The sequence below is a fragment of the Kibdelosporangium persicum genome (genome assembly GCF_013280595.1).
GTDB lineage: Bacteria > Actinomycetota > Actinomycetes > Mycobacteriales > Pseudonocardiaceae > Kibdelosporangium > Kibdelosporangium persicum.
Genome location: NZ_JAAATY010000007.1, coordinates 95,394 through 115,781, shown reverse-complemented (window position 1 = coordinate 115,781; position 20,388 = coordinate 95,394). Strand labels below are relative to the sequence as shown.

The window sequence follows — 20,388 nt, the reverse complement described above, 5'->3', positions numbered from 1 at the left end:
CGGATACCGCTCCACTCGGAAGTTACCGAGCCTCGCCAGGCCGAGGGCTGACCGCAGGGCATGTCAAGCACCCGTACGGGCAGCCTCGTGATGGACCGTGGGCAGAAGCCCTCGACGGGTTGACACTGCCAGCGCTCGCCGAGGTCGTCCTTGCCACTGACTGAGGCGGACCGCACGCCATTCAACATCAACTTGCGATTTTTTCGATTTCCGGCGACCATAGACCATGTCAGATGCAACGCCGACCCATGGGGCAGCCAGCGTGACCGCTACCGTCGACCGGCCAGTCCTCCCACCCAGCGACCCAGCCGAGAGGCTTGAGCTGGACGAACTCGCGGCCCTGCTATCCCGTGCTCCGGCAGATGCCGCGCTGATGACTCCAGACGGAACCGTGGTGCACCTGCCGGTTGCGGTGTACGAGGTGCTGTCACAAGTGATCACCGCGATGCGCGCGGGACGGGCGATCACCGTGGCGCCACTGGCACAGCGCCTGACCACACAGGAGGCCGCCGACCTGCTCGGCGTCAGCCGCCCCACTCTGATCAAGCTGCTGGAAGACGGCAAGATACCCTTCGAGAAGCCCGGCCGGCACCGCCGCATCCGTCTCGATGATCTTCTCGCATACCGCGACCAACGGCGACAAGAACGACGAGAAGCACTCGACGAATTGGTCCGTCAGACCGAAGAGCTCGGACTTTACGACGACGAGGCCACAGAGACCAGGTAACGACAACCGTGTACTCGGTCGTGCTGGACGCGTGCGTCCTGTTCCCCAACATCCTTCGGGACACCCTGCTCACCCTTGCCGAAGCAGAGCTCTTCCGACCACTGTGGTCGGAAGCGATCCTGGAAGAGGTCCGCAGAAATGTCATCGCCAAGCGGAAAGTCGATCCCGCACTGTTCGACCGAACCTTGGCGCTGATGAACGCATCGTTCGACGGCGCGATGGTTGACAACTGGCAACCCGTTGCCGCCGGGCTGGATCTTCCAGATCCAGATGATCGGCATGTCCTCGCCGCGGCGATCGTCGGCGGCGCACAGACCGTCGTGACATTCAACTTGGTCGACTTCCCGGCAAAGCAACTCGAACCGCATCACGTCGATGCAGTTCACCCCGACACGTTCCTGCTCGATCAACTGGACCTCGCACCAGCCAGGGTGCTCAACGCCCTTGCCCGGCAGGCTCAGCGATTTCGCAAGCCGGCGATGGATCTCAGCGGGCTACTCGCCCGACTCGAACGCTGCGATGTAACTGAGTTCGCGGAGGAAGTCCGGCGCATCGCGCTATGACCGCAGTTCCCGGCAGGCACACGCAAGCACCTAGACGTGTTCACCGCTGTCGTGACTCACTGTTCCCCGGCGGCGTGGGCAAGACCACTTCGCCCGAGGACTTCGCTTCGCTGGTCGATGACGTTTCGTCGCGGTTGTTCGACGTACTTCCAGACGCCACGTGGTTCTATCCCGCGGCTGGTAATGCACCAAGCGGGGCCGCCTGACGTACGGGCGGTCCCGCCGAGTGCGGTCCATGGTCGGCGTCACCCGTGTGTCCAGCGCGTCACGGCCGTGGGAGTTCGGCTGCGACTTCGGCGAGCCCGTCAAGGAACTCGGGCTGAGGATCTCCGCGGAGTGGCTCGGTTTCGGCGATCACCACCAGATCTCCAGATCGTCGTGAGTCGTAGTACCGTCCGGTGAACTTGACGTGCGCGGCTTCCACCAGGGCACCTGCCAACGGCGACACATTACCTGTGCCGTAGACGTCGGCCAGTTCTTGCAGCTTTCGAGCGTTCTCGGAAGTGCTCATGCGCACCCACGAAACGGCTACGACAACTGAATTCCTGTCACCGTCGCCCAATACGAAGAACATCCGGTCAAGCGAGCGGCAAGGCGTTCGGACGAAGAACTCCCGCACATCGCCGTAGGAGTTGACCGCGCAGCTCACAGCCTGCTTGCTCGTCTGTTTGAGTCGCCGAAGCCCCATGTCCCGCCAGGCGTCGTCCCGCTTGCCCTGCTTCGCGTTGACCTTGCCCCTGCTCACATTCACCCTGATGGCCTGGCCGGTCGCGGCCTGCACCGAGGCCGCTCCGCCTGCTCCGGTCCCTGCCCCGCCGCCGAGCGACACCGCCCCGACGACCGATACAGCGACAACAACCCCTCCTCCTTTCGTCACCCATCGCCCGGTCTTCGGATCGCGTGGTTGACTCCGCCAGCTCATATCCTCCCCTTAGATGGCGATGAGCCAGTTCTAACCCGCGAAAGCAGCCGAAGAACGGTCAGCGTGGACAAGACCGCTCAATCGGCGCAGTCCCAGCCCGCATTCGTGCCGAATCGGTCACTCCATTGCGGGCATTGCCGGCCCGACGCGACTGAATTGGTCACGTCCGACACCTGGCGATCATCCGAGCCGCATCCGCTTGTCCGGCCAAGTGGCCACAGACCGGCCGTCCAGATGACCACCGATCGCGCGCACAAATGTCGGTGGATCAGGATGTCGGAGTCGGTCCACAGCTCTGCAGGATGTACACCGGCAACCACACGACACTCCGCGGCAGGCGGTCTCGCTCACGCCGTGACTCGCTGAGCTGTCAGCGGGACGCCGGCCCATCGCATCGCGACAGCGTGGGCCTGCGCGTCGCCATCGACGACGAAGGTCAGTTCCACCTCGCCCTTCATTCTGGCGAAGTACTTGGTGGGTGACAGCGGCCGCAGTTCCGTCTTCTTCAGCCCAGCCACGGTGACCATGAGCCGATCGCCCTCGCGGGTTACGTCCATGGCGACAGGCCTTCCCGCGTAACTGGTTGTGTAGCGGCCGAGATAGGCGCCGAACACCGACGGATCGACGTTGACGAACACACGGTCAGCCGGTAGTTCGTAGGGCTGCCCCAAGGCGATCGCGGCCAGTCCGTCGGCCACGTCGCTGTAGGCACCGTTCTCGAAGTTCGACAGCACGATCACCACGAGATCGTCGTCGGGATAGTGCACGGTCGTACTGACGAAGCCGATCGTGCCGCCTGCGGCCTCGATCCGGGGCCGTCCGTACATCCGGTTGAACGTGTACCCATAGCCGTAGGTGCTCCCGTCATAGCCGGCTCGAGGCTTGAGCAATTCCTCTACCGAGGTGGGAGACAGGAGCTTTCCGCCGTGGAGCCCGCGGTGCCATCGATACAGGTCCTCGACAGTCGAGTGCAAACCGCCTGCGGCGTACTGGTTGGAGTTGTCCAGGTACGGCGTACGGCTGACACCGTTCTCGGACGACATGTAGCCATCTGCGTGTCTGTCGATCACATCACCGGTGTCGGCCAGGCCGCTGCTGCTCATGCCGAGCGGCACGAGGATCTGCTCGCGGACGTAGTCGCGGTACGCCATGCCGGTGATCCTTTCGATCACCAGACCGAGGAGCACCCAGCCTGAATTGCTGTAACTCATCCTCGCCCCTGGTTCGAACATGAGCGGGAGGTGCCGGAAGCTGTCAGCCACCTCGTCGGGAGACCGCCGCAGACCCATGATCGACGTGAACTCCTCCGTCGTGACGTAGTCCGGGATGCCCGACGTGTTCATCAGCAAGTGCTCGATGGTGATCCGGTCGCCGTCGGGGTAGCCGACCAGGTACGTGCCGACGGGTTCGCCGGCACGCAGCAGTCCGCGTTCCTGCAGCTGCAAGATCGCGATCGCGGTGAACGCCTTGGTTTGCGACCCGATTCGGAAGGCCACGCCGGCCGTGTTCGGCACGTGATGCTCGTAGTTGGCCATGCCATAGCCCTTGCGGAACATCACGCGTGCTCCGCGCGCGACCAGGACGGAGCCACTGAACCGGCCCTTGTCCGCGTACGCCGCCACCAGCCTGTCCATCCGGGATCTCGTCGTCGGGAACCCCACATCGCCTCCAATAGCCAAATTTGGTTAACCAAGTTTGGTTATCCTGCCGGTCGGCTCGGCTATAGTCAACGTTGGCTATTGGAGGTGTCGATGTCCTCGACCAGGCTGCTTGTTCTCGGTCTTCTGCACGAGCAACCGCGGCACGGCTACGAGATCAACCAGATGATCTCGGCGGGCGCACTGGAGCAGTGGACCGCCGTCAAGTCCGGGTCGGTGTACCACGCGCTGACCAAGCTCGAAGCCGAAGAGCTGATTGAGACCCACTCCGAGGAGCGCGTCGGCGACCGGGTCCGGCATCTCTACGCGATCACGCCTGCCGGCCGTGAGGTCCTTCGTGACCTCGTGCGGTCCACCCTCGCCGTGCCGCCGCACGCCGTCCGCTCGGATTTCCCGTTGGCGCTCCGCTGGGCGGAACTGCTCGACCGGCGGGAGATCCTCGGGCTGCTGGACAGCTGTGCCGAGGCTATCGAGAAGGAACGCCGCTTGACGGCGCTTGGCCGCCAAGCGAAGGCCGCCATGTCACCACTCGCACAGGCGGTGTTCGACAACACCGAGGCCCACCTGGCCGCCGACGCGAAGCTGCTGGACCAGATCCGCACGGCACTCTCGAGCAGTGGCCGCGAATGAACCAGGTGCACCCGCGCGGGTTCCGCGCACCCAGGCTCTGGGAAGCCGGGCATCGCCTTCAAAGCAGAGGGAACATCTCGTTCGGCCACTGTGGTCAGTCGGTGATGGCGCCCTCGGCATGGGCTGTCCGCATCGCCGCCAGCAACCGGATGCGTTCGACCCTATCCGCCGGTTGAGCTGAGCGGCCGCCGCACTGATGACGGTCGCGACGTCACGTCGGCCGTCCACCAACCCGAACGCGGTGGCGATCAACGGGTCGGACTCCCATGCCCATGAACGCGCTGCGGAAATACTGGACCGCGGGATCCTTTGCCAACCACTCCAGGCGTGCATCGCCGCCGCCCCGTGCCTGCGAGCTCGCATCGGCCTCCGGCCTGCCAGCGGTAGCCGCCGACCGTACGCACGGGCTCCCGGATTCGCGCTGCCGACTCACCAAAGCCCCAGGCCCGAAGCTCGACGTACGTTCCGGCCGTACACGCTGGTGATGACAACGAGCGAGCAGGTCGATCCAGTCTCACGAACATGGCGGACGGTACGGCAGTTCAGGCGACACGAACTTGTCCCACATCTCGCGAGTGAGTGTGTTCCCCGTGATGGCGCAGATGCTTTGAATGGCTTTGGGCACGTTCATGTCCCACAGCCGTACGGTGTGGTCGTCGCTGCCGGTGGCCAGGATGCCGCCGTCCGGACTGAACGCCACTGTGTTGACGTCGACCTGGTGTCCGGTGAGCGGCTGCCCCAACCGCGTCCGGTCGGCTGACCGCCAAAGCCGCACCGTGTTGTCGCCGCTGCCGCTGGCCAGCGTGTGCCCGTCCGGGCTGAACGCCACCCAGAAGACCGGGTTGGTGTGGCCGACAAGTGATTCACCGTGGAAACCGGGGCGAGCCGGATCGGTGATGTCCCAGATCCGCACCTGCTGGTCATGGCTGCCGCTGGCCAGCGTCCGCCCGTCCGGGCTGAACGCGACCCGGTGGACATCGTCCTCGTGCCCCGCGAGAGGACCGGCCAATAGCGTGGGCCTGGCCGGGTCGGCGACATTCCACAATCGCACTGCGCTCTCGTCGTAGTCGCTGCTGGTGGCCAGGACGGTTCCGTCTGGGCTGAACGCCACGGCACGGATGTCGTGGTCCAGTCCTGTCGAGACCTGGCCCAGCAGCGCCGGGTTTGCCGGGTCGCTGACGTTCCACAACCGCGCCACCTTCTCGCTGCTGCCTGTGGCCAGGATGGCGCCATCCGGACTGAACGCCATTGACCAGATACCGTCGGCATGTCCGGTGATCGGCGGGCCGAGGAGTGCCGGACTGGCCGGATCGGTGACGTTCCACAGCCGTACGGTGTGGTCGTCGCTGCCGGTGGCGAGGGTCCGCCCGTCCGGGCTGAACGCCACGGCGTTGATGTCGTCCTGGTGGCCGGTAAGGGGTTGCCCCAGCTGCACGCGGTCCGCCATCCGCCAGAGACGGACGGTCCGGTCGGCACCACTGGTGGCCAGGATCCGCCCGTCCGGACTGAAGGCCACGGCGTAGACCTGCTTCGTGTGTCCGGTCAGGACGGTCGTGGGGATGGTCCACAGCCGGACGGTCCGGTCGCCACTGCCGGTGGCCAGGGTCCGCCCGTCCGGACTGAACGCCACGAACAGGACGATGTTGTTGTGTCCGGTAAGGGGCGGTCCGAGGGCCTCGGGATCGGCTGGATCCACAGCGTTCCACAGTCGCACGGTCTGATCAGCGCCGCCAGTGGCCAGCGTGTGCCCGTCAGGGCTGAACGCCAGCGACCGGATCGTGTTGGTGTGTGCGGTAAGCGGCCGCCCGAGGACCGCCGGGCGGGCCGGGTTGGCGACGTTCCACAGCCGCACGGTCTGGTCGTTGCTCCCAGTGGCCAGTGTCCGCCCATCGGGACTGAACGCCACGGAATACACGGTGCCGGTGTGTTCGGTCAAAGGTGGCTCGAAGGGCATGGCGCGGTCTGGCGCGGCGATGTTCCACAGCCACACCATCCGATCATCGCCACCAGTAGCCAGAGTCCGCCCATCGGGACTGAACGCCACTGTGTAGACAGGTGCCGTGTGCCGGGCCAGTGGTGGGCCGAGTGCCTTGGGCCGAGTGAGGTCGGTGACATTCCACAGTCGGATGGTCTGGTCGTTGCTCGCGCTGGCCAGTGTCCGCCCATCAGGACTGAACGTCACCGACCGGATCGCGTCGGTGTGCCCGGTGATCGGCGGGCCGAGGACCTCCGGGTGGGCCGGATCGGCAACGTTCCACAGCCGCACCGTGTTGTCGGCGCCGCCGGTGGCGAGGGTGCGTCCGTCCGGGCTGAACGCCAACGCTCGAATCGCTTGGCCGATGGTTTCGCTCAGCAGCACCGGGTGTACCGGAGCGGCGACATCCCACAGCCGCACGGTGCGACCATCGCTGCCGACGGCCAGCGTCCGCCCGTCGGGACTGAACGCCAACGCGTCGACGGCCTTGGTGTGGCCGGTGATTGTGGTGGACAACGGGACGTTCGCGTCGGCGATCAAGCGGGTTGCAGTGTCCATATCGGACGGGCGCATGCGGTGGGCGACGACGTCGAGCTGGGCCGCCAGCGACGCGTCGACAGTCCGTGTCCGGTTCGCCTCAGCGGTGACCTTGTTGAAGATCGCCGCGTCACGTTGTTCCTTGGCGATGTCGCGTTGCTGGAAGGCGTAGACAGCGGTGACGGACGCAACGACGCCAAGAACAGCCAGCATGGCGACCGCAGCTCGACGCACTCTGGTTCTGCGGCGTTCGTGCCGGATCGACGCGCTGAGGAACGCCGACCCGAGCGGCGTGAGGGCAGAGCCGTGCTCGGTCCTGGCCTGCCACCCCCGGGCGGTGGTCAGCCGATTGCCGCGATAGAGCGATCCGGCTGGTTTCCCCTCCCCTGCCCACTGGTCGGCCGCCTCGATCAACTGCTGCCGGATGACCTGGTCGTTGCGGCCTGTCTCGATCCAGGTGGCCAGTCGCGGCCATTCCCGCAGCAACACTTCGTGGGACAGCTCGATGGTGTTGTCGTCCAGCGTGACCAGACGTTTCTCGATCAGCCAGCCGAGGACCATCTCAGCGGTCCGTTGATCGTCGAAACCCCTGACAAGGTCGGCCGGATCCGCGCGCCGCCTGGCAGGCTGCGCATCGTGCCTGACCACGACCAGGTGCATGAGGATGTTCCGGAAGACCACGCGCTGTTCCGCCGTGGAACAACGAGCGTAAGCCTCGTCCGCGGTGGCCACGATCGCGCCCTTGATCCGCCCAGTGCGGTCATAGTCCGCCAAGGTCAGCGTCTCGCCTGTGCGCCGCTGCCAGGTGACAGCCAGCGCGTGGGCCAGCAGCGGGAGCTGTCCCGCATCCGTCCCGATCTCGTGCAGCAGGACCTCGACCAGACCCGGCTCGACGTCAACGCCGATCTGCCGCGCTGGTCTCTCGATGGCTTCTCGCAACCCGGCCGGAGTCATCGCCTGGAGGTTGAACTGGTTTACTGGCAGGAACGTTCCGAGCTGATCGTCAGCGAGGCAGTAGTTGTAGAAGTCGCCCCGCACCCCGAGAACCGCACGCGTCGCGACCAGTGCGGCGATGAAGCGCCGCCGCTCAGCCTCGTCGGTGCACAGGGTGAACACCTCTTCGAACTGATCCACCACGATGACCGTCCCGGCAGGCAGCATGTCGGCCAGCCGGGCGGGATCTGCTCTGACTACCGAGAGCACCTCGTTCACACTGCCCTCGATGAGGTGCGCGATCTGCTGTGCCAGCGCCTCGCAGGGCTCCTTGGTCGGAGTGAGCAACAACCACTGTCGGCCACTGTCGGCCACCGCGGGTATGACACCGGCCCGAAGCAGTGACGACTTGCCGACACCGGACGGGGCGACGACGAAGACCAGCCCGCTGCGGTGATCGATCTTGTCCATCAACACCGACAGTGTCGCCTCGCGGCCGAAGAACCAACGCGCTTGGTCAGGTTGGAACGCACGCAGGCCGGGATACGGGCGGACGTCCCGCGGCCACTCCGCCTGACTTGTGTCGGGCGGGTAGGGGTCGTCCGGCAGGCAGATCCATCCGAGGGCGTCGGTTTCCTTGACCCTGATGTGCTTGGGGCGATAACGAGTCTCGTCAGCGGCGCTGTGCCAGACCACTTCACGGAAGAACCAGTCGGAGGTGATCACCGCAAGCACACCGACGGACCCGGCGAGGGCATCCTTCAACGGCGATGCGTCGAGCAACCGGAATGTGTGGTTGATCGCGACGCCGGTCGCACCGTGCGCGTCGAGCAGAACTTCCCCGGCGTGCACCGCCATCCTCAGCCGGATCTGCTCGCCGGTCACGTGTCCCTCGTTGTGTCTGGTCAACGCTTCCACCAGGCGACCGGGCATCCGCTCGACGAACAGCTGCTTCGGAACATCGGCCGGCGCCAGGATGAAGACCCCGTCACCCCGGTCTTCGCGATGGCACGCGCTCCAGTGGGATCCCAGAGCATGAGCCAAGGCCGCATAGACGGCGTTGCGCACATTCCTCTGCTCGGCGTTCTTCCGGTCGCTGAACTTCTCCACGTCCACAACCAGAACTGTGCGATGCACCGCGTCAGGCGACATGTAACCTCCCCCGGGTCACGTCACTCAACCAGAAACGCTCGCCATAGTTACGGCATCCGCAGGTGATCTGACAGATTTTCGCTCGTTCGTGTGGACTGTGGGCGAACAGAAGCCTCACATCGACGAATGCGCTCCCGCAGCTGGTGATCACAGGACATCTACCGGGGGCGTCTGTCGTCGCCACTACAGTCTGGCCGCAGAAGAAGCACGGCGAGCACAAGCGAGGACACATGGCGAAGACGGCACGGGAACGGCTGGCGCGCCTGCTCGGCGACTCCGAGCCGACCGGGTCGGTCAGCGCTCAACTGCCGGCGCCGGCGCATTTGCTCCAGCTCAACGTGTCGGGCGTCGGGCCAGTGAGCCTTCCGGTCCGCGCACCCCTGGCGAAGAAGCTGATCGCGGCGGCCCGGCCGGCGATGTTCGGGCGAGGAGAGGAGACGCTGACCGACCCCAACGTCCGCGACACGTGGGAGCTCACTCCGGATCAGATCACGCTCGGCGGACCGGGCTGGACGGCGCTGATGAACCGCGCGCTGGACCATTTTCGTGACGAACTTGGACTCCCGCGGACGTCCCGCCTGCGGCCGAGTTGCACTCGATGCTGGTCTACGGCAAAGGGCAGTTCTTTCTCCCTCACCAGGATTCGGAAAAGGACGACGCGATGGTGGGCACGCTGGTGGTATCACTGCCTTCGGCGCACACCGGAGGGGAACTTGTCATCGACCACGCCGGGAAGAGCACCTCCTACCGAGCGTCGAAAGAAGAACTGACCTTCGTCGCGTTCTATGCCGACTGTCGTCACCAGGTCACGCCGGTCAGGTCCGGATACCGGGTGACGCTCACATTCAACCTGCTCTCCAGCACCGAAACACCGACTCCGGAAGCCAGTCCCGCCACTGAACTGGCGCATTGCCTGACCGAGCACTTCACCACACCTGTCACCCCGCGATACGCAACCCGCGATCTCGGCCTGCCGAACCGGCTTGTCTACCTGCTCGACCACGAGTACACCCAGCGAAGCCTGAACTGGCATCGCCTCAAAGGTGCCGACATGGAGCGGGCCGCGCTTCTGCGGGCCGCAGCAGAGCAGGCCGGATGCGAGACGGTGCTGGCACTCGCCGACGTGAAAGAGATCTGGGACGCCACGCCTTGGGACGACTACGACCATGAGGACAGCCCGAGCGAGGACCCTGACGACCTTCAGCTCAATGACCTGATCGACGACGAGATCACCCTAGGCTGGTGGACCAACCCGGACGGCACCGACGGCGAGCCGATCTCGCTGTACGTCCCCGACTACGAGGCGTGTGCCACCACTCCGAGCGTGCCCCTGGAGCCCTATCAGTCCGAGTATGAGGGCTATATGGGCAACTACGGCAACACGCTGGATCGGTGGTACCGGCGCGCAGCGGTTGTCGTGTGGCCGAAGAACAAGGCGTTCGCGGCGCGCGCCGAAGCCGCACCGGCCTGGGCTCTCCGCGAGCTCCGCGACCGCATCGACGCCGGAGACCTGGAGGGCGCACGGGCCGCCGCGGAGTCGCTCGCGCCGTTCTGGACGAAGACCGAAGCACAGGCGGGACTGATCGGCGCGGCCCTGGATGTGGCGGCAAGCCTGGGCACCGCCAGGACAGCCGCAATGCTGCTGCAACCGTTCCGGGTGGAGTCCCTCACGCGAGAACACGCGGGCAGATTGGCAGCGGCCGCCGCGCGGTACGGCGAGGCATGGATGCAGACCATCATCGAGGGATGGTTCCGGCCGGGACGCCACGCCGGAACCGACTGGTACGAATGGGTCGAGAGCTTGCCAGGGCTGTGCGGGGCGCTGCGTACCACCGGGAAACCGGAGGTAGCGCGACCACTGGCCGCCGGAGTATGGCGATGGTTGAGCGGCCAACTGCGGCTGTGGACTACCGCCGGGCGAAGCGAGGTCCGGCAGCCACAACTGGAGATGCTCAGCTCGCCCCTGGTGCGGCTACTGGAAGCAGCCGACGACACGCTAAGCGACGAGATCACCGGAGCCCTGAGCGAGTATGGGAACAACGTACTGGAGTGCCTGATGCCAGCGCTGCGCCTGGCGGACACACGGCGGCCGGCGGTCCTCGCCACGATCGCACGGGACTGCGTGCAGCGGCTCAACGCGATCGTCGCCGAACCACCTCGCGACGAAGACGACTGGTCGATCGAATGGACCGGATGCGGGTGCGGACTCTGTGACACGTTCAGGACGTTTCTCGGCTCCCGGTCACGGCGGACCTTCGAGTGGCCACTGGCGACAGACGGACGCCGCCACATACACACCCATATCGACTCGGCTGAGCTACCGGTGCGGCACCAGACCCGGCGGCAGGGTCGGCCATACACGTTGGTACTGACGAAAACCGACGAGCTGTTCACGCGCGCCAGGAAGGCACGGCACAAGGCCGTTAACGAACTAGCATGGCTCACATCAGCCGAAACCGGCCTTTGGAATTGATCGGGTCCGTTCACGTCTTTGGTCAACGCCGTGGATTCTCGGCTGTTCGACGTGCTGCCGGACGACACCTGGTTCGACCCGGGCCACGGCGAAGACTCGCCCTTCGGCGAACAGAAGCCACACATCGACGTGGCGTTCCCGCGGCTGGTGAATCACGAAAAACGAACACCAGACCTCCCCGAGTAACAGGAGACCAGGTCACAACGACCTTCAATCGACAGACTTGCGCCCGTCGACTGGAGGTCGGTGTCATGTGGTCCTGGTTCAGGAAAAAGAAAGTCACCATCACCCCCGCTCCTGTCGTCAGTGACGCTCGATGGCCATCACCACCTGCCTGCAACACTGCCGACGATGCCGACGACCCGCCGTTGTTTTCGCCGGTCGTTCACCAATTGGTCCAGCTGTACGACGACGGCCGAGTCAGTGTCGTTGGCGAGTCTTATTACCAGGACGCCCTAAGGGTCGCCGTACGAGGCGCGGTCGCCGGCGACGACTTCCACAGCCACATACCGGTCACCGCCGTACTCGTCCCTGAACCCGACAACGAATGGGACGAGAACGCCGTACGGATCGATCTCCTCCTGGGCCAGCAGACGGTCAAAGTCGGATACCTGCCAAGCGAACTGGCGGAGGAGTATCAGCCCGATCTGCTCACGATGCACCGAAACGGCAAGCTCGGCATGTGCCCGGCACGAGTCGCCGGTGGCGGGGACAAGTACTACGGAGTCTACCTTCATCTGGCCAGCCCACGAGACACACGTATCGCGAACGGCACGGAAGACCCCGTCATCGCCAGTCAGACCGATCGCACGATCCTGCTCCAGAACGACTATTCGTGCACAGTAACGGGAGAACAAGACCACCAGGAAATCTTGAGCCGCTACGCACCCAAAGGCAACATAGACACCGTCAGCGTAATCGCGAACCTGACGTTCTGCAAGATAGCAAAAGGCAAGTACCAGGGCGAAGATGCCATTGAGGTTCAAATAGACCGTCACCGAGTCGGCCAACTCACCTACGCCATGACCAAACGATACGGTGAAATCGTGCGAGGCCTGATGGATCGAGGCCTGGAAGTAACCTGCGAGGCCTTTACCGTCAACACACCAAAAGGCGTACAAGTCGAGTTGCTCATGCCAGCCGATCCTCATCGGGTTCCGCGGCACAGGATGACAAGGTGACTATCTTTTGACTATGAACGGTCAGCCGCAGCACGGTGTAGCACCGCGTGCCACCATCAGCTAGACTGGAGCCATGTCCGCGCAGCCCGAGATCACCCAGCGAGACCTCCGCAACAGGTCGAAAGAGATCATGGATGCTGTCGAAAGTGGACGGTCGTTCACCGTCACCCGCGACGGCCATGAGATCGGTGAACTGATCCCGCTGCGCCGACGTCGACGGTTCGTCTCACGAGCCGAGTTCGTCGCCATGTCCCGCAACGCGGCGCACGTCGACATCGACGCCTTCCGAGCCGACCAAGAAGTCGCGCTCGATCAGGAGCCACGAGACCCTTATGAGCAGTAACGGTCACGAGCAAGGCATGCTCGACACCAACATTCTGATCCTGCGTCGGTGGATAGACCCTGCCGAACTGCCCAACGAGATGGCCATCAGCGCGATCACCCTCGCGGAACTCTCAGCGGGCCCGCACGAGGTACGCCGCAACGACGAACAAGACGCCTACGACGAGCACGTAGAACGTGCCCGCAGGCTCGATGTACTGCAGCGTGCCGAAAGTGAGTTCAACCCCGTCCCCTTCGACGCCGAAGCAGCCCGGATCTACGGACGAGTATCCGCAGCGGTGATTGCCAGCGGACGCAAACCACGACGCAGGATGGCCGACCTCATGATCGCCGCCACCGCGATCGCCGAAGACCTCCCCCTGTTCACCACCAACCCAGAAGACTTCAAAGGGCTTCACGACCTGCTGACCGCCGTGCCGGTCACCCGCCCACGAGTGCCACACGAATCGCTGAGAACTTCACCTCGCTGATCGATGACGCTTCGTCGCGGGTTGTTCGACGTGCTGCCGGACGACACCTGGTTCCACCCGGGCCGCAACGGCTTCCCGTCGACCGAGAGGCTGACACGCTACACCTGCCTGTCCGAGCGCGCCGTCCGCACCAGCCTGGAACTCAGGCTGACGACCGCCGTTCGCGTGACGCGCGCAGGTATCCCATGACCAGGGATTCCAGGTCGGGTTCGGTGCCGGCCCAGCCTTCCGGTGCCGGCCGGGCTTCCCGCAGCAGCAGGGTGGCCTGGCGTTCGGTGCGGGTCGCACTGACCAGTGTTCCCTCTACAGTGGACTCCTCCGCGACCGGGCCGACCAGGATCCGGTGCCGCGCGAGGACTTCCTCGATGTCGCCGTCGACCTGAACCCGGCCCCCGTCGATCAGCAGGATGTGGTCGCAGACCTCGCGCAGGTCGCTGAGCAGGTGCGAGGACATCACCACGGTGGTTCCGCGGTCGGCGACCTCGGTCATGATGATCCGCAGTGTCTCGTCGCGGGCCAACGGGTCCAGGTCGGACAGTGGTTCGTCCAGGAGCAGCAGCCGGGGCAGCCGTCCCAGCGCCATCGCGATGGCCACCTGGGTCAGCGCACCCGCGGACAGGGTGCCGACCTTCGCGTCGTAGTCCACGCCCGCCAGGAGTCCGAGTACCTCGCGGACCCGGTCGGCGGACCAGCGGTCGTTCATGGCCGCGACTGCACGGGTCAGTTCGCGCACGGTGAGGTCGCGGTAGAGCGAACGGTTCTGTGCCAGGAACGAGACGTCCGGGTGGATGCGGCCGTTGACGGGAGTGTCGAAGGTCCTCAGCTCACCGGTCGTCGGGCGGACGAGGCCCGCGGCCATGCGCAGCAGGGTGCTCTTGCCCGCGCCGTTCGGGCCGACCAGGGCGACGACCTTGCCCTCGGGGATGGCGAAACTGCAGTCGCGGACCGCCCAGCGGGTGCGGTATCGCTTGCCCACGGCGGTGGCGGTCAAGGGGTTCATGCTCGTTCCTCGGCGGGGTAGTGCTCGTCGCGGACCGCGGAGTACAGGGCGTCGACGTCCTCGACGAGGAGGCCGCCTTGCTGGGCACGGCCCATCCAGCCTGTCAGTTCCTGCCGGAGCGGCGCGTCGTCGCCGATAGTGGCCTCGGAGGACAGCGACTTGGTCACGAAGGTGCCCAGACCGCGGCGGGCCTCCACCAGTCCTTCCCGTTCCAGCTCGCGGTACGCCTTGAGCACGGTGTTGGGGTTGACGGCGGTCGCCTCCACCACCTCCCGCGCTGACGGCAGCCGGTCGCCGGGGTGCAGCAGGCCCAGTCGCATGGCTTGTTTGACCTGCTGGACGATCTGCATGTAGGTGGAGACCCCGGAGCGCCGGTCGATCCGGAACTCAATCACATCGGTCAGCATAGGTGCTCCCGCAGCTCAGGGGCCTCCACCATGCTCAGCTCTGCCGCCGCAGCGCCCAGGCGGTACCCACCAGCAGCAGGACGGCGAGTCCGCCGAAGATCGCCGCGTCGACCAGGTGCACCTGCCAGGCCTGGCTCTCCGGGATGAACGACGTGTACTTCTTGGCGAGACCGGACTGCGGCAAGCACGCCAGGAACCCCTCCTGCGTGTTCGGCGTCCCACTCGGCGTCGACTTGCAGGCCTGGATCAGGGCAGAGACCTTGTCGTGCGGTATCGGTTGTCCTGAGGCGTTGAGCCAGCCAAACTCGAGCTCCAGGCCGCCGCCCTGGCGCAGGTCCACGTCCGAGCCGGCCGGGACCTCCCGGCGCTGGGCCGGCACCAAGTCGTTCACCAGGCCGGACAGGGCGAAACGCACGACGACGAACGCGCCGAGCCCCACGGTCATCGCCACCAGGGTGCGACGGGACACCACGCCGACGAAGGTGCCCAGCGCGAAGGCGAACAGCGCGTAACCCACGGGCGAGACGTGATCGATGCCGAAGTTCACGGGGTTGAACGAACCGTTGAGGCGCGGCCCCAACGCGCCGGCCGCGGTCAGCCACCACCAGACCAGGTACTGGAGCACGATCAGCACGATCAACGCGGGCACCAGCGCGACGACCAGCTTGCTGACCATCCACCGGGTGCGGCTCACCGACTGGGTGAAAGCCAGAACGTGCGTGCCCTGTTCCAGTTCCCTGGCGAAGAGGGGAGCCCCGATGAAGACGCCGATCAGGGCCGGCAGCCCGATGATCAGGATTTGCGCCGTCTGGAAAGGGGTCGCCCACTCCGTCCGGAAGGCTTTCTGTACCTCGGCCGGCGCCGAACACTCGTCGATCGCCTGCGTCACGCAGTGGGCGAGCTGCGACGAGTTGATGGCGTCGATCATGTTCGACCGCAGCAGGGTGATGACGCCCGCGCCGATCACCACCATTCCGAGCAGCGTGATCAGTTGCGCGCGTTGCCGCCGCCAGGACGCCCAGATCATGCCGCTTCCTCCTGTGCTGCTTGGCGCATGCGGTTCAGGGCCAGTTCGCCGAGCGGGGTGCCGTCGGCGCTGAGCCTGCCGACGTCGCCGGCCAGCAGGACTCGTCCTTTGTGGAGCAGGACCAGGTGGTCGCACACGCCTTCCAGCTCCGCCAGCACGTGTGAGGACAGCACCACGGTGATGCCCTGAGTTCTCGCCTCGGTGATCAGCGCGCGCAGCACGGTCTCGCGGGCCAGCGGGTCCAGATCGGCCAGCGGCTCGTCGAGCAGCAGCAGGTTCGGGCGCTTGCCCAGTGCCAGTGCCAGGGCGACACGGGTGCGCTGCCCGCCGGACAGGGTGGCCACCCGTGCGTCGACCGGCACCGCCGCCTGCTCGATCAGGTACTCGGCGTAGCGCTGGTCCCAGGTCGGATTGGTCCGCGCTCCGAACATCAGCGTCTCGGTCACGGTGAACTGCTGGTACAGCGGCTTCTGCTGGGCCAGATAGGACACCGCGGGGTGCAGCCCTTTACCGGTCGGGCGGTCACCGAAGACGGTGATCTCACCGGTCGTCGGGCGCAGCAGCCCGGTGATGAGCCCCATCAGCGTGCTCTTGCCCGCGCCGTTCGGGCCGACGAGGGCCACGATCCGGTTCCGCGGGATCACCAGGGACGTCTCTCGCAGCGCCCACCCCCTGCGGTACTTCTTGCCCAAACCTTCAGCACTGACCGGGAGCGCCTGGTCAGGCTGCCTTCGCGAGTTCACGGCCGTCCTCTTTCCGTCGTCGGCTGCGGCCAAGGTAACACCTTTCACTAGTTAAATAGTGGACTAGGTGATCCGTGCCTCGCGCGAGCAACCTGAAGGCGACGCGCGTACATGATCATCACGAGTTCAGGCCGACGACCCCGGCTCGACTGTGGAACGCGACCTCGACACAAAGAAGGCCAAGGGGAACAAGCCCGGTCATTCGGACAGGTGCGTGCGAAGCCTTAACTCAGACGGCGACGACGGTCAGCATGTCCCGCAGGCCTTGGAAATCATCAGCGTTGCGCGTGTAGAGCGGCAAGTCGTGAGCCGAGCCCCCTGTAGCTCAGCGCGCGGCGCCGGTCCGAGGGCCGTGCGGCGACTTCGCATTGAGGCAGCCTGACAACCAGGCGGCGTCACCAAGTCGTGCCGGCCACCGCGGTCGGGTACCTAGTCGTCCCAATGATCCCAGTGATCGGTCGAAATCTCGAAGCCGAACGGATGCGGCAGGCGAACCGTTTCACCGAAGCTCCAGGTCTGGAGCTCGGCGTACGTTCCGACTCGCATGTCCGGATTCGCGTACAACGTGGTGCGGCAAACCTTCGGGTCGCGGTCGACAAGCAGGTAATACGGAATGCCCGCGTGCGCGTACCCGCTCCACTTGGTGCCGACTTTTCGCTTCTCGCCTGGTCGCCGGTCGCTTACGGCGTTCGACCGCGAGTTGACCTCGACGACGAGATCTACTTGGTAGGGCAGCAGGTGCTTGGCTTTCGTCTCGCGCGCCTCAGCGAGAACCTCCGCATCCATGACGATCAAGTCCGGAATGTAGCCGTCACCTATCTCGAACATATTGAGATCTGTGGTCTGGACCGAACGCCAGACAAAAGCGGGATCAGTCAACTCGGCGGCGAACAGTCCGCGTTCAATGTCCCTGACCATGCCGTTGTGATCGACGGAGGGGCCAGGTGACACGACGATCTCTCCTCCGATGACCTCAACACGCGTACCGTCCTTCGGTAGGTGGAGGTAGCCAGCCAGCTCATCACGCACCCACATGGCGTAGGGCGAGTCTGGCAGCACGAAATGCGCCACTGCTGCGACACTCATGAGCAGCACTCCTCCCACGTGACGCACACGGCCGGACCACGTCGACTCTACCTCCGACGCCTCATGTTCACCTCGATCCACTCCAGGGCGCCGCCGTCGCGCCGGTAGGTCTTGTCCAGTGCGGCGGCCAAGCCGGCCGGGTCGGGTTCGGCGTCCAGGGATGCGAGGAGCTCGTCACGCGCCCGCAGCTCGACGGGTTCGATGCCGCCGAAGATCCGCATGGTGGAGCCGGGCGGCCGGGGCGGCGGCGATGGTGTCCTACATCACCGGCCTCGTCACGCGTTCACGCAGAAACGTGCTAAGGTAGGTGACGGTCTTAGGTTTTTTGTTCGTGTTCAGTACGCGCTCGTGAAACCTTCGTTTGCGGGTATGCGTATTTTCCTCCGGGATTTCGCCGGAGAAGGTCCTCCGTCGCAGACAGACCCGGTTCGCCGCACCAGCGGCGTGCCGACTCCGTCAGCTGTTCAAGGAGACAACATGGCTGAAGGCACCGTGAAGTGGTTCAACTCCGAAAAGGGCTTCGGGTTCATCGCGCCCGAGGACGGTAGCGCCGACGTGTTCGTGCACTACTCGGAGATCCAGGGCGGCGGCTTCAAGTCGCTCGAGGAGAACCAGCGCGTGCGCTTCGACGTCGGCCAGGGCCAGAAGGGCCCGCAGGCGACCGGCGTCACCGTGATCTGAGCAAGGCTCACCGAAGCAGGCCCCGCCATCCGGCGGGGCCTGCTTTGTCATGCCGGTTTGCCGAAGTGGAACGCCTGGATGACATAGCCGGAACTGAGATAACGCCGGTGGGCGTCGTGCCGGTGGGTCCCGGAGTCGAGGTGCACCTGCTGACATCCCAGCCGCCGCGCTTCCTCGTCGATCCACTGCAACAACGCGCTCGCGTGGCCGTGCCCGCGTGCCTCAGGCAGCGTGCACAGGTCGTCGACGTACAGGAAGTGCCCCCACGCCAAGTTGTTCCCCGTGCGGAAACCCGCTACGGACACGACATCGCCGGAGGCGTCGAACGACCCCACCAGGCGATAGCCTTCCGCGCGCTGCCGACGGATCCGTTCCGCGAACTCCGCTGAGCCGGTGAGGTGCGGCCGCAGTTCCCGCATCACCCGGAAGGCCTGTCCGGTCATCGAGTCGTCGAGTTCCTTCACGTTCATCCGACAACTCCACCGCGCCGAGTGGCATCACGGAAGTGCCATCCCGGTGACGTCTCAGAAGGCCACTTCACCTCCGGATGCGCCGCTCAACAGCTTGACCAGCCGGGGCGCGGACGGATGGCCACAGGTTCGCAGTTCCGCCACGGTCCGCGCCAAGTCGGTTCCGGCCTCCGCCTGGAGCAGCGCGGGGACAAATTCCAGGGCGACATCACGGCGCAGGGTGTCCACGAGCATGGCCAGCGCGTCCGCGGCGGTCCACGCCGAATCCGCCGCGGCCGGCTCCGCGCCGTCCTGCTTGGCGAGCCAAATCCGGGCGTAGGCGCCGAACCCGTCCCTGGCCGCCCACTCGCGCCACGCGGGCGCTGCCTCCGGGCCACCCTCCTGGGCCACGGTAAGGGCGATGAGGCGTTCGCGTCCGGTCAGGGATTCCGCGACGGCGAGCAGGTCACGGACGGCCGCCGCCGGAGTACGGGCCGACAGCCACGGACGGGCCATCAGCACAGCGACCATCTCGGGGAACTGCGACAGCTCGTCGATCAGGCCCGCGGCATCGACCTGCGCGGACGGGGCGCTCTCGCGGAACATGAAGTCGGTGAGCCAGTGGCCGAGCGGCATCAGTTCGACGACGTCGTCCGCCAGCACGGCGATGCCGAATTCGCCCAGATCCAGCACCACGTCCTGAGCGTCCGACTCGTCGGCGTCCGGGGCTCTCGATGCGCATTCCGGGCACGCGCAGGCTGAAGCACCGCCGTTCACCTGCGCGATGGCAGCGGTCAGATCGCGGAGCGAAGCCACACCACCGTGACCATCGAGGGTGGCCAGCACTGCCAGGTACTCGAGACCGTCCTCGTTCGTCTCGCCGGCCAGCCCGATGGACTCCAGCACACACTTGCTCCAGATGGTGAGCACGATGTCCGGAGTGCCCTCCTGCCACAGCCGGAGGGTCGGCCCTGTGGTCACGCGGCTACGGGACACCTCGATGAACCCGGCGGCGCACGCGGCCATCCACACCATCATCAGCGCGTCGATGTCCAGAGCGCTCCGCGGTTTGCGTGACGGCGGCTCGATTCCGAGCAGGTCACACGCCTCGACCGCGGCAGCCGGCTTCAGCACTCCGCGGGTGGTCACCTCCCGGCCGTCACCGACCCACTCGGCCAGCGTTCGCGCGTCGGCCAGCGCCAGGCACGCTCTCGCCTGCGGAGCCAGCTTCTCGGGCGAGAGGTCGGGCGGACGGCCGACGACACGAAGATGCATACGCGGCAGCCTATGGGACAGCGGGCGAGGTTCCACGGAGCGCCTCGCTGAGGGTCGCCGGCCGGGCCGGCTTCGCCGGCACCGACGATTTCTGTCCGGCAAACCTGGGACGAGTGATGACGTTTCATAACAACGTCAGGTCTTCGTCAGGGAATCG

The 20,388-nt window shown here is 65.6% G+C and carries 20 protein-coding genes; 9 read left to right on the top strand and 11 right to left on the bottom strand.

All coding sequences use genetic code 11. From position 1 onward, the window contains the following. Positions 1–262: 262 nt before the first annotated feature. Both GC106_RS49305 and GC106_RS15020 read left to right on the top strand, forming a co-directional pair. Positions 263–727 carry a helix-turn-helix domain-containing protein gene (locus tag GC106_RS49305; protein ID WP_217280538.1) on the top strand — a complete coding sequence of 155 codons (465 nt, stop codon included), beginning with the start codon at positions 263–265 and terminating at the stop codon, positions 725–727. Positions 728–735: 8 nt separating this feature from the next. Then, the gene (locus tag GC106_RS15020) at positions 736–1,290 is read left to right on the top strand and encodes a PIN domain-containing protein (RefSeq protein ID WP_173130126.1); all 555 of its coding nucleotides are present in this window, start codon (positions 736–738) and stop codon (positions 1,288–1,290) included. Positions 1,291–1,555: 265 nt separating this feature from the next. Here the strand turns inward: GC106_RS15020 and GC106_RS47730 are convergent, their stop codons facing one another. Both GC106_RS47730 and GC106_RS15010 read right to left on the bottom strand, forming a co-directional pair. Continuing rightward, entirely contained in the window at positions 1,556–2,071 is a 516-nt protein-coding gene (locus GC106_RS47730; RefSeq protein ID WP_312872658.1) for a hypothetical protein, read from the bottom strand. Between the two features lie 488 nt (positions 2,072–2,559). Continuing rightward, positions 2,560–3,846, bottom strand: a complete 1,287-nt coding sequence (locus GC106_RS15010; protein ID WP_173130121.1) for a serine hydrolase domain-containing protein — start codon at positions 3,844–3,846, stop codon at positions 2,560–2,562. Between the two features lie 117 nt (positions 3,847–3,963). On the opposite strand from GC106_RS15010, the gene GC106_RS15005 reads away from it, so the two are divergent. After that, positions 3,964–4,500, top strand: coding sequence for a PadR family transcriptional regulator (locus tag GC106_RS15005; protein WP_173130118.1), 537 nt, complete (start codon positions 3,964–3,966; stop codon positions 4,498–4,500). 514 nt (positions 4,501–5,014) lie between these two features. On the opposite strand, the gene GC106_RS15000 is transcribed toward GC106_RS15005, so the two are convergent. Continuing rightward, a complete protein-coding gene (locus GC106_RS15000) occupies positions 5,015–9,097 on the bottom strand; it encodes an NACHT and WD repeat domain-containing protein (protein ID WP_173130115.1) in 4,083 nt (1,360 codons plus the stop codon). Positions 9,098–9,695: 598 nt separating this feature from the next. On the opposite strand from GC106_RS15000, the gene GC106_RS14995 reads away from it, so the two are divergent. The 5 genes from GC106_RS14995 to GC106_RS14975 all read left to right on the top strand — a co-directional run bounded on the left by GC106_RS14995 (position 9,696) and on the right by GC106_RS14975 (position 13,563). After that, positions 9,696–11,570: a 2OG-Fe(II) oxygenase gene (locus GC106_RS14995; RefSeq protein WP_217280537.1), complete on the top strand. Its 1,875-nt coding sequence runs from the start codon at positions 9,696–9,698 to the stop codon at positions 11,568–11,570. A 30-nt stretch (positions 11,571–11,600) separates the two neighbouring features. Then, positions 11,601–11,756, top strand: a complete 156-nt coding sequence (locus GC106_RS14990) for a hypothetical protein (protein WP_173130112.1) — start codon at positions 11,601–11,603, stop codon at positions 11,754–11,756. 65 nt (positions 11,757–11,821) lie between these two features. After that, the gene (locus tag GC106_RS14985; RefSeq protein ID WP_173130109.1) at positions 11,822–12,751 is read left to right on the top strand and encodes an HIRAN domain-containing protein; all 930 of its coding nucleotides are present in this window, start codon (positions 11,822–11,824) and stop codon (positions 12,749–12,751) included. A gap of 73 nt (positions 12,752–12,824) precedes the next feature. Then, complete coding sequence (locus tag GC106_RS14980) at positions 12,825–13,094, top strand: type II toxin-antitoxin system Phd/YefM family antitoxin (RefSeq protein WP_033390708.1); 270 nt, start codon at positions 12,825–12,827, stop codon at positions 13,092–13,094. Between the two features lie 16 nt (positions 13,095–13,110). Beyond that, entirely contained in the window at positions 13,111–13,563 is a 453-nt protein-coding gene (locus GC106_RS14975; RefSeq protein WP_246365733.1) for a type II toxin-antitoxin system VapC family toxin, read from the top strand. A gap of 142 nt (positions 13,564–13,705) precedes the next feature. Here the strand turns inward: GC106_RS14975 and GC106_RS14970 are convergent, their stop codons facing one another. The 6 genes from GC106_RS14970 to GC106_RS14945 all read right to left on the bottom strand — a co-directional run bounded on the left by GC106_RS14970 (position 13,706) and on the right by GC106_RS14945 (position 18,047). Continuing rightward, entirely contained in the window at positions 13,706–14,563 is an 858-nt protein-coding gene (locus GC106_RS14970; RefSeq protein ID WP_173130103.1) for an ATP-binding cassette domain-containing protein, read from the bottom strand. After that, positions 14,560–14,958, bottom strand: a complete 399-nt coding sequence (locus tag GC106_RS14965) for a GntR family transcriptional regulator (RefSeq protein ID WP_312872679.1) — start codon at positions 14,956–14,958, stop codon at positions 14,560–14,562. The genes GC106_RS14970 and GC106_RS14965 overlap by 4 nt, the downstream gene beginning before the upstream one ends. 46 nt (positions 14,959–15,004) lie before the next feature. Continuing rightward, the gene (locus GC106_RS14960) at positions 15,005–15,997 is read right to left on the bottom strand and encodes an ABC-2 membrane transporter-related protein (RefSeq protein ID WP_173130098.1); all 993 of its coding nucleotides are present in this window, start codon (positions 15,995–15,997) and stop codon (positions 15,005–15,007) included. Next, on the bottom strand, positions 15,994–16,740 hold the full coding sequence (locus tag GC106_RS14955; RefSeq protein ID WP_173130095.1) for an ABC transporter ATP-binding protein: 747 nt from the start codon (positions 16,738–16,740) through the stop codon (positions 15,994–15,996). The genes GC106_RS14960 and GC106_RS14955 overlap by 4 nt, the downstream gene beginning before the upstream one ends. A 429-nt stretch (positions 16,741–17,169) precedes the next feature. Continuing rightward, the gene (locus GC106_RS14950; RefSeq protein WP_173130092.1) at positions 17,170–17,826 is read right to left on the bottom strand and encodes a Uma2 family endonuclease; all 657 of its coding nucleotides are present in this window, start codon (positions 17,824–17,826) and stop codon (positions 17,170–17,172) included. 47 nt (positions 17,827–17,873) lie between these two features. Beyond that, entirely contained in the window at positions 17,874–18,047 is a 174-nt protein-coding gene (locus GC106_RS14945) for a hypothetical protein (protein ID WP_173130089.1), read from the bottom strand. Positions 18,048–18,303: 256 nt separating this feature from the next. Here GC106_RS14945 and GC106_RS14940 point away from each other — a divergent pair, with 256 nt between their 5' ends. Continuing rightward, entirely contained in the window at positions 18,304–18,507 is a 204-nt protein-coding gene (locus GC106_RS14940; RefSeq protein WP_173130086.1) for a cold-shock protein, read from the top strand. Positions 18,508–18,554: 47 nt separating this feature from the next. Here GC106_RS14940 and GC106_RS14935 read toward each other — a convergent pair whose 3' ends face one another. Both GC106_RS14935 and GC106_RS14930 read right to left on the bottom strand, forming a co-directional pair. Continuing rightward, positions 18,555–18,977: a GNAT family N-acetyltransferase gene (locus tag GC106_RS14935; RefSeq protein ID WP_173130083.1), complete on the bottom strand. Its 423-nt coding sequence runs from the start codon at positions 18,975–18,977 to the stop codon at positions 18,555–18,557. Positions 18,978–19,031: 54 nt separating this feature from the next. Next, complete coding sequence (locus GC106_RS14930) at positions 19,032–20,231, bottom strand: hypothetical protein (protein ID WP_173130079.1); 1,200 nt, start codon at positions 20,229–20,231, stop codon at positions 19,032–19,034. Positions 20,232–20,388: the final 157 nt, after the last annotated feature.

Coding starts and splice junctions, on each gene's coding strand:
- GC106_RS14995 (WP_217280537.1), top strand. CDS start 9,696: ATGCTGGTCTACGGCAAAGGGCAGTTCTTTCTCCCTCACCAGGATTCG.
- GC106_RS15000 (WP_173130115.1), bottom strand. CDS start 9,097: ATGTCGCCTGACGCGGTGCATCGCACAGTTCTGGTTGTGGACGTGGAG.
- GC106_RS15010 (WP_173130121.1), bottom strand. CDS start 3,846: ATGGACAGGCTGGTGGCGGCGTACGCGGACAAGGGCCGGTTCAGTGGC.
- GC106_RS14950 (WP_173130092.1), bottom strand. CDS start 17,826: ATGAGTGTCGCAGCAGTGGCGCATTTCGTGCTGCCAGACTCGCCCTAC.
- GC106_RS14980 (WP_033390708.1), top strand. CDS start 12,825: ATGTCCGCGCAGCCCGAGATCACCCAGCGAGACCTCCGCAACAGGTCG.
- GC106_RS14975 (WP_246365733.1), top strand. CDS start 13,111: ATGCTCGACACCAACATTCTGATCCTGCGTCGGTGGATAGACCCTGCC.
- GC106_RS14970 (WP_173130103.1), bottom strand. CDS start 14,563: ATGAACCCCTTGACCGCCACCGCCGTGGGCAAGCGATACCGCACCCGC.
- GC106_RS14985 (WP_173130109.1), top strand. CDS start 11,822: ATGTGGTCCTGGTTCAGGAAAAAGAAAGTCACCATCACCCCCGCTCCT.
- GC106_RS14945 (WP_173130089.1), bottom strand. CDS start 18,047: ATGCGGATCTTCGGCGGCATCGAACCCGTCGAGCTGCGGGCGCGTGAC.
- GC106_RS14960 (WP_173130098.1), bottom strand. CDS start 15,997: ATGATCTGGGCGTCCTGGCGGCGGCAACGCGCGCAACTGATCACGCTG.
- GC106_RS14935 (WP_173130083.1), bottom strand. CDS start 18,977: ATGAACGTGAAGGAACTCGACGACTCGATGACCGGACAGGCCTTCCGG.
- GC106_RS14940 (WP_173130086.1), top strand. CDS start 18,304: ATGGCTGAAGGCACCGTGAAGTGGTTCAACTCCGAAAAGGGCTTCGGG.
- GC106_RS15005 (WP_173130118.1), top strand. CDS start 3,964: ATGTCCTCGACCAGGCTGCTTGTTCTCGGTCTTCTGCACGAGCAACCG.
- GC106_RS14930 (WP_173130079.1), bottom strand. CDS start 20,231: ATGCATCTTCGTGTCGTCGGCCGTCCGCCCGACCTCTCGCCCGAGAAG.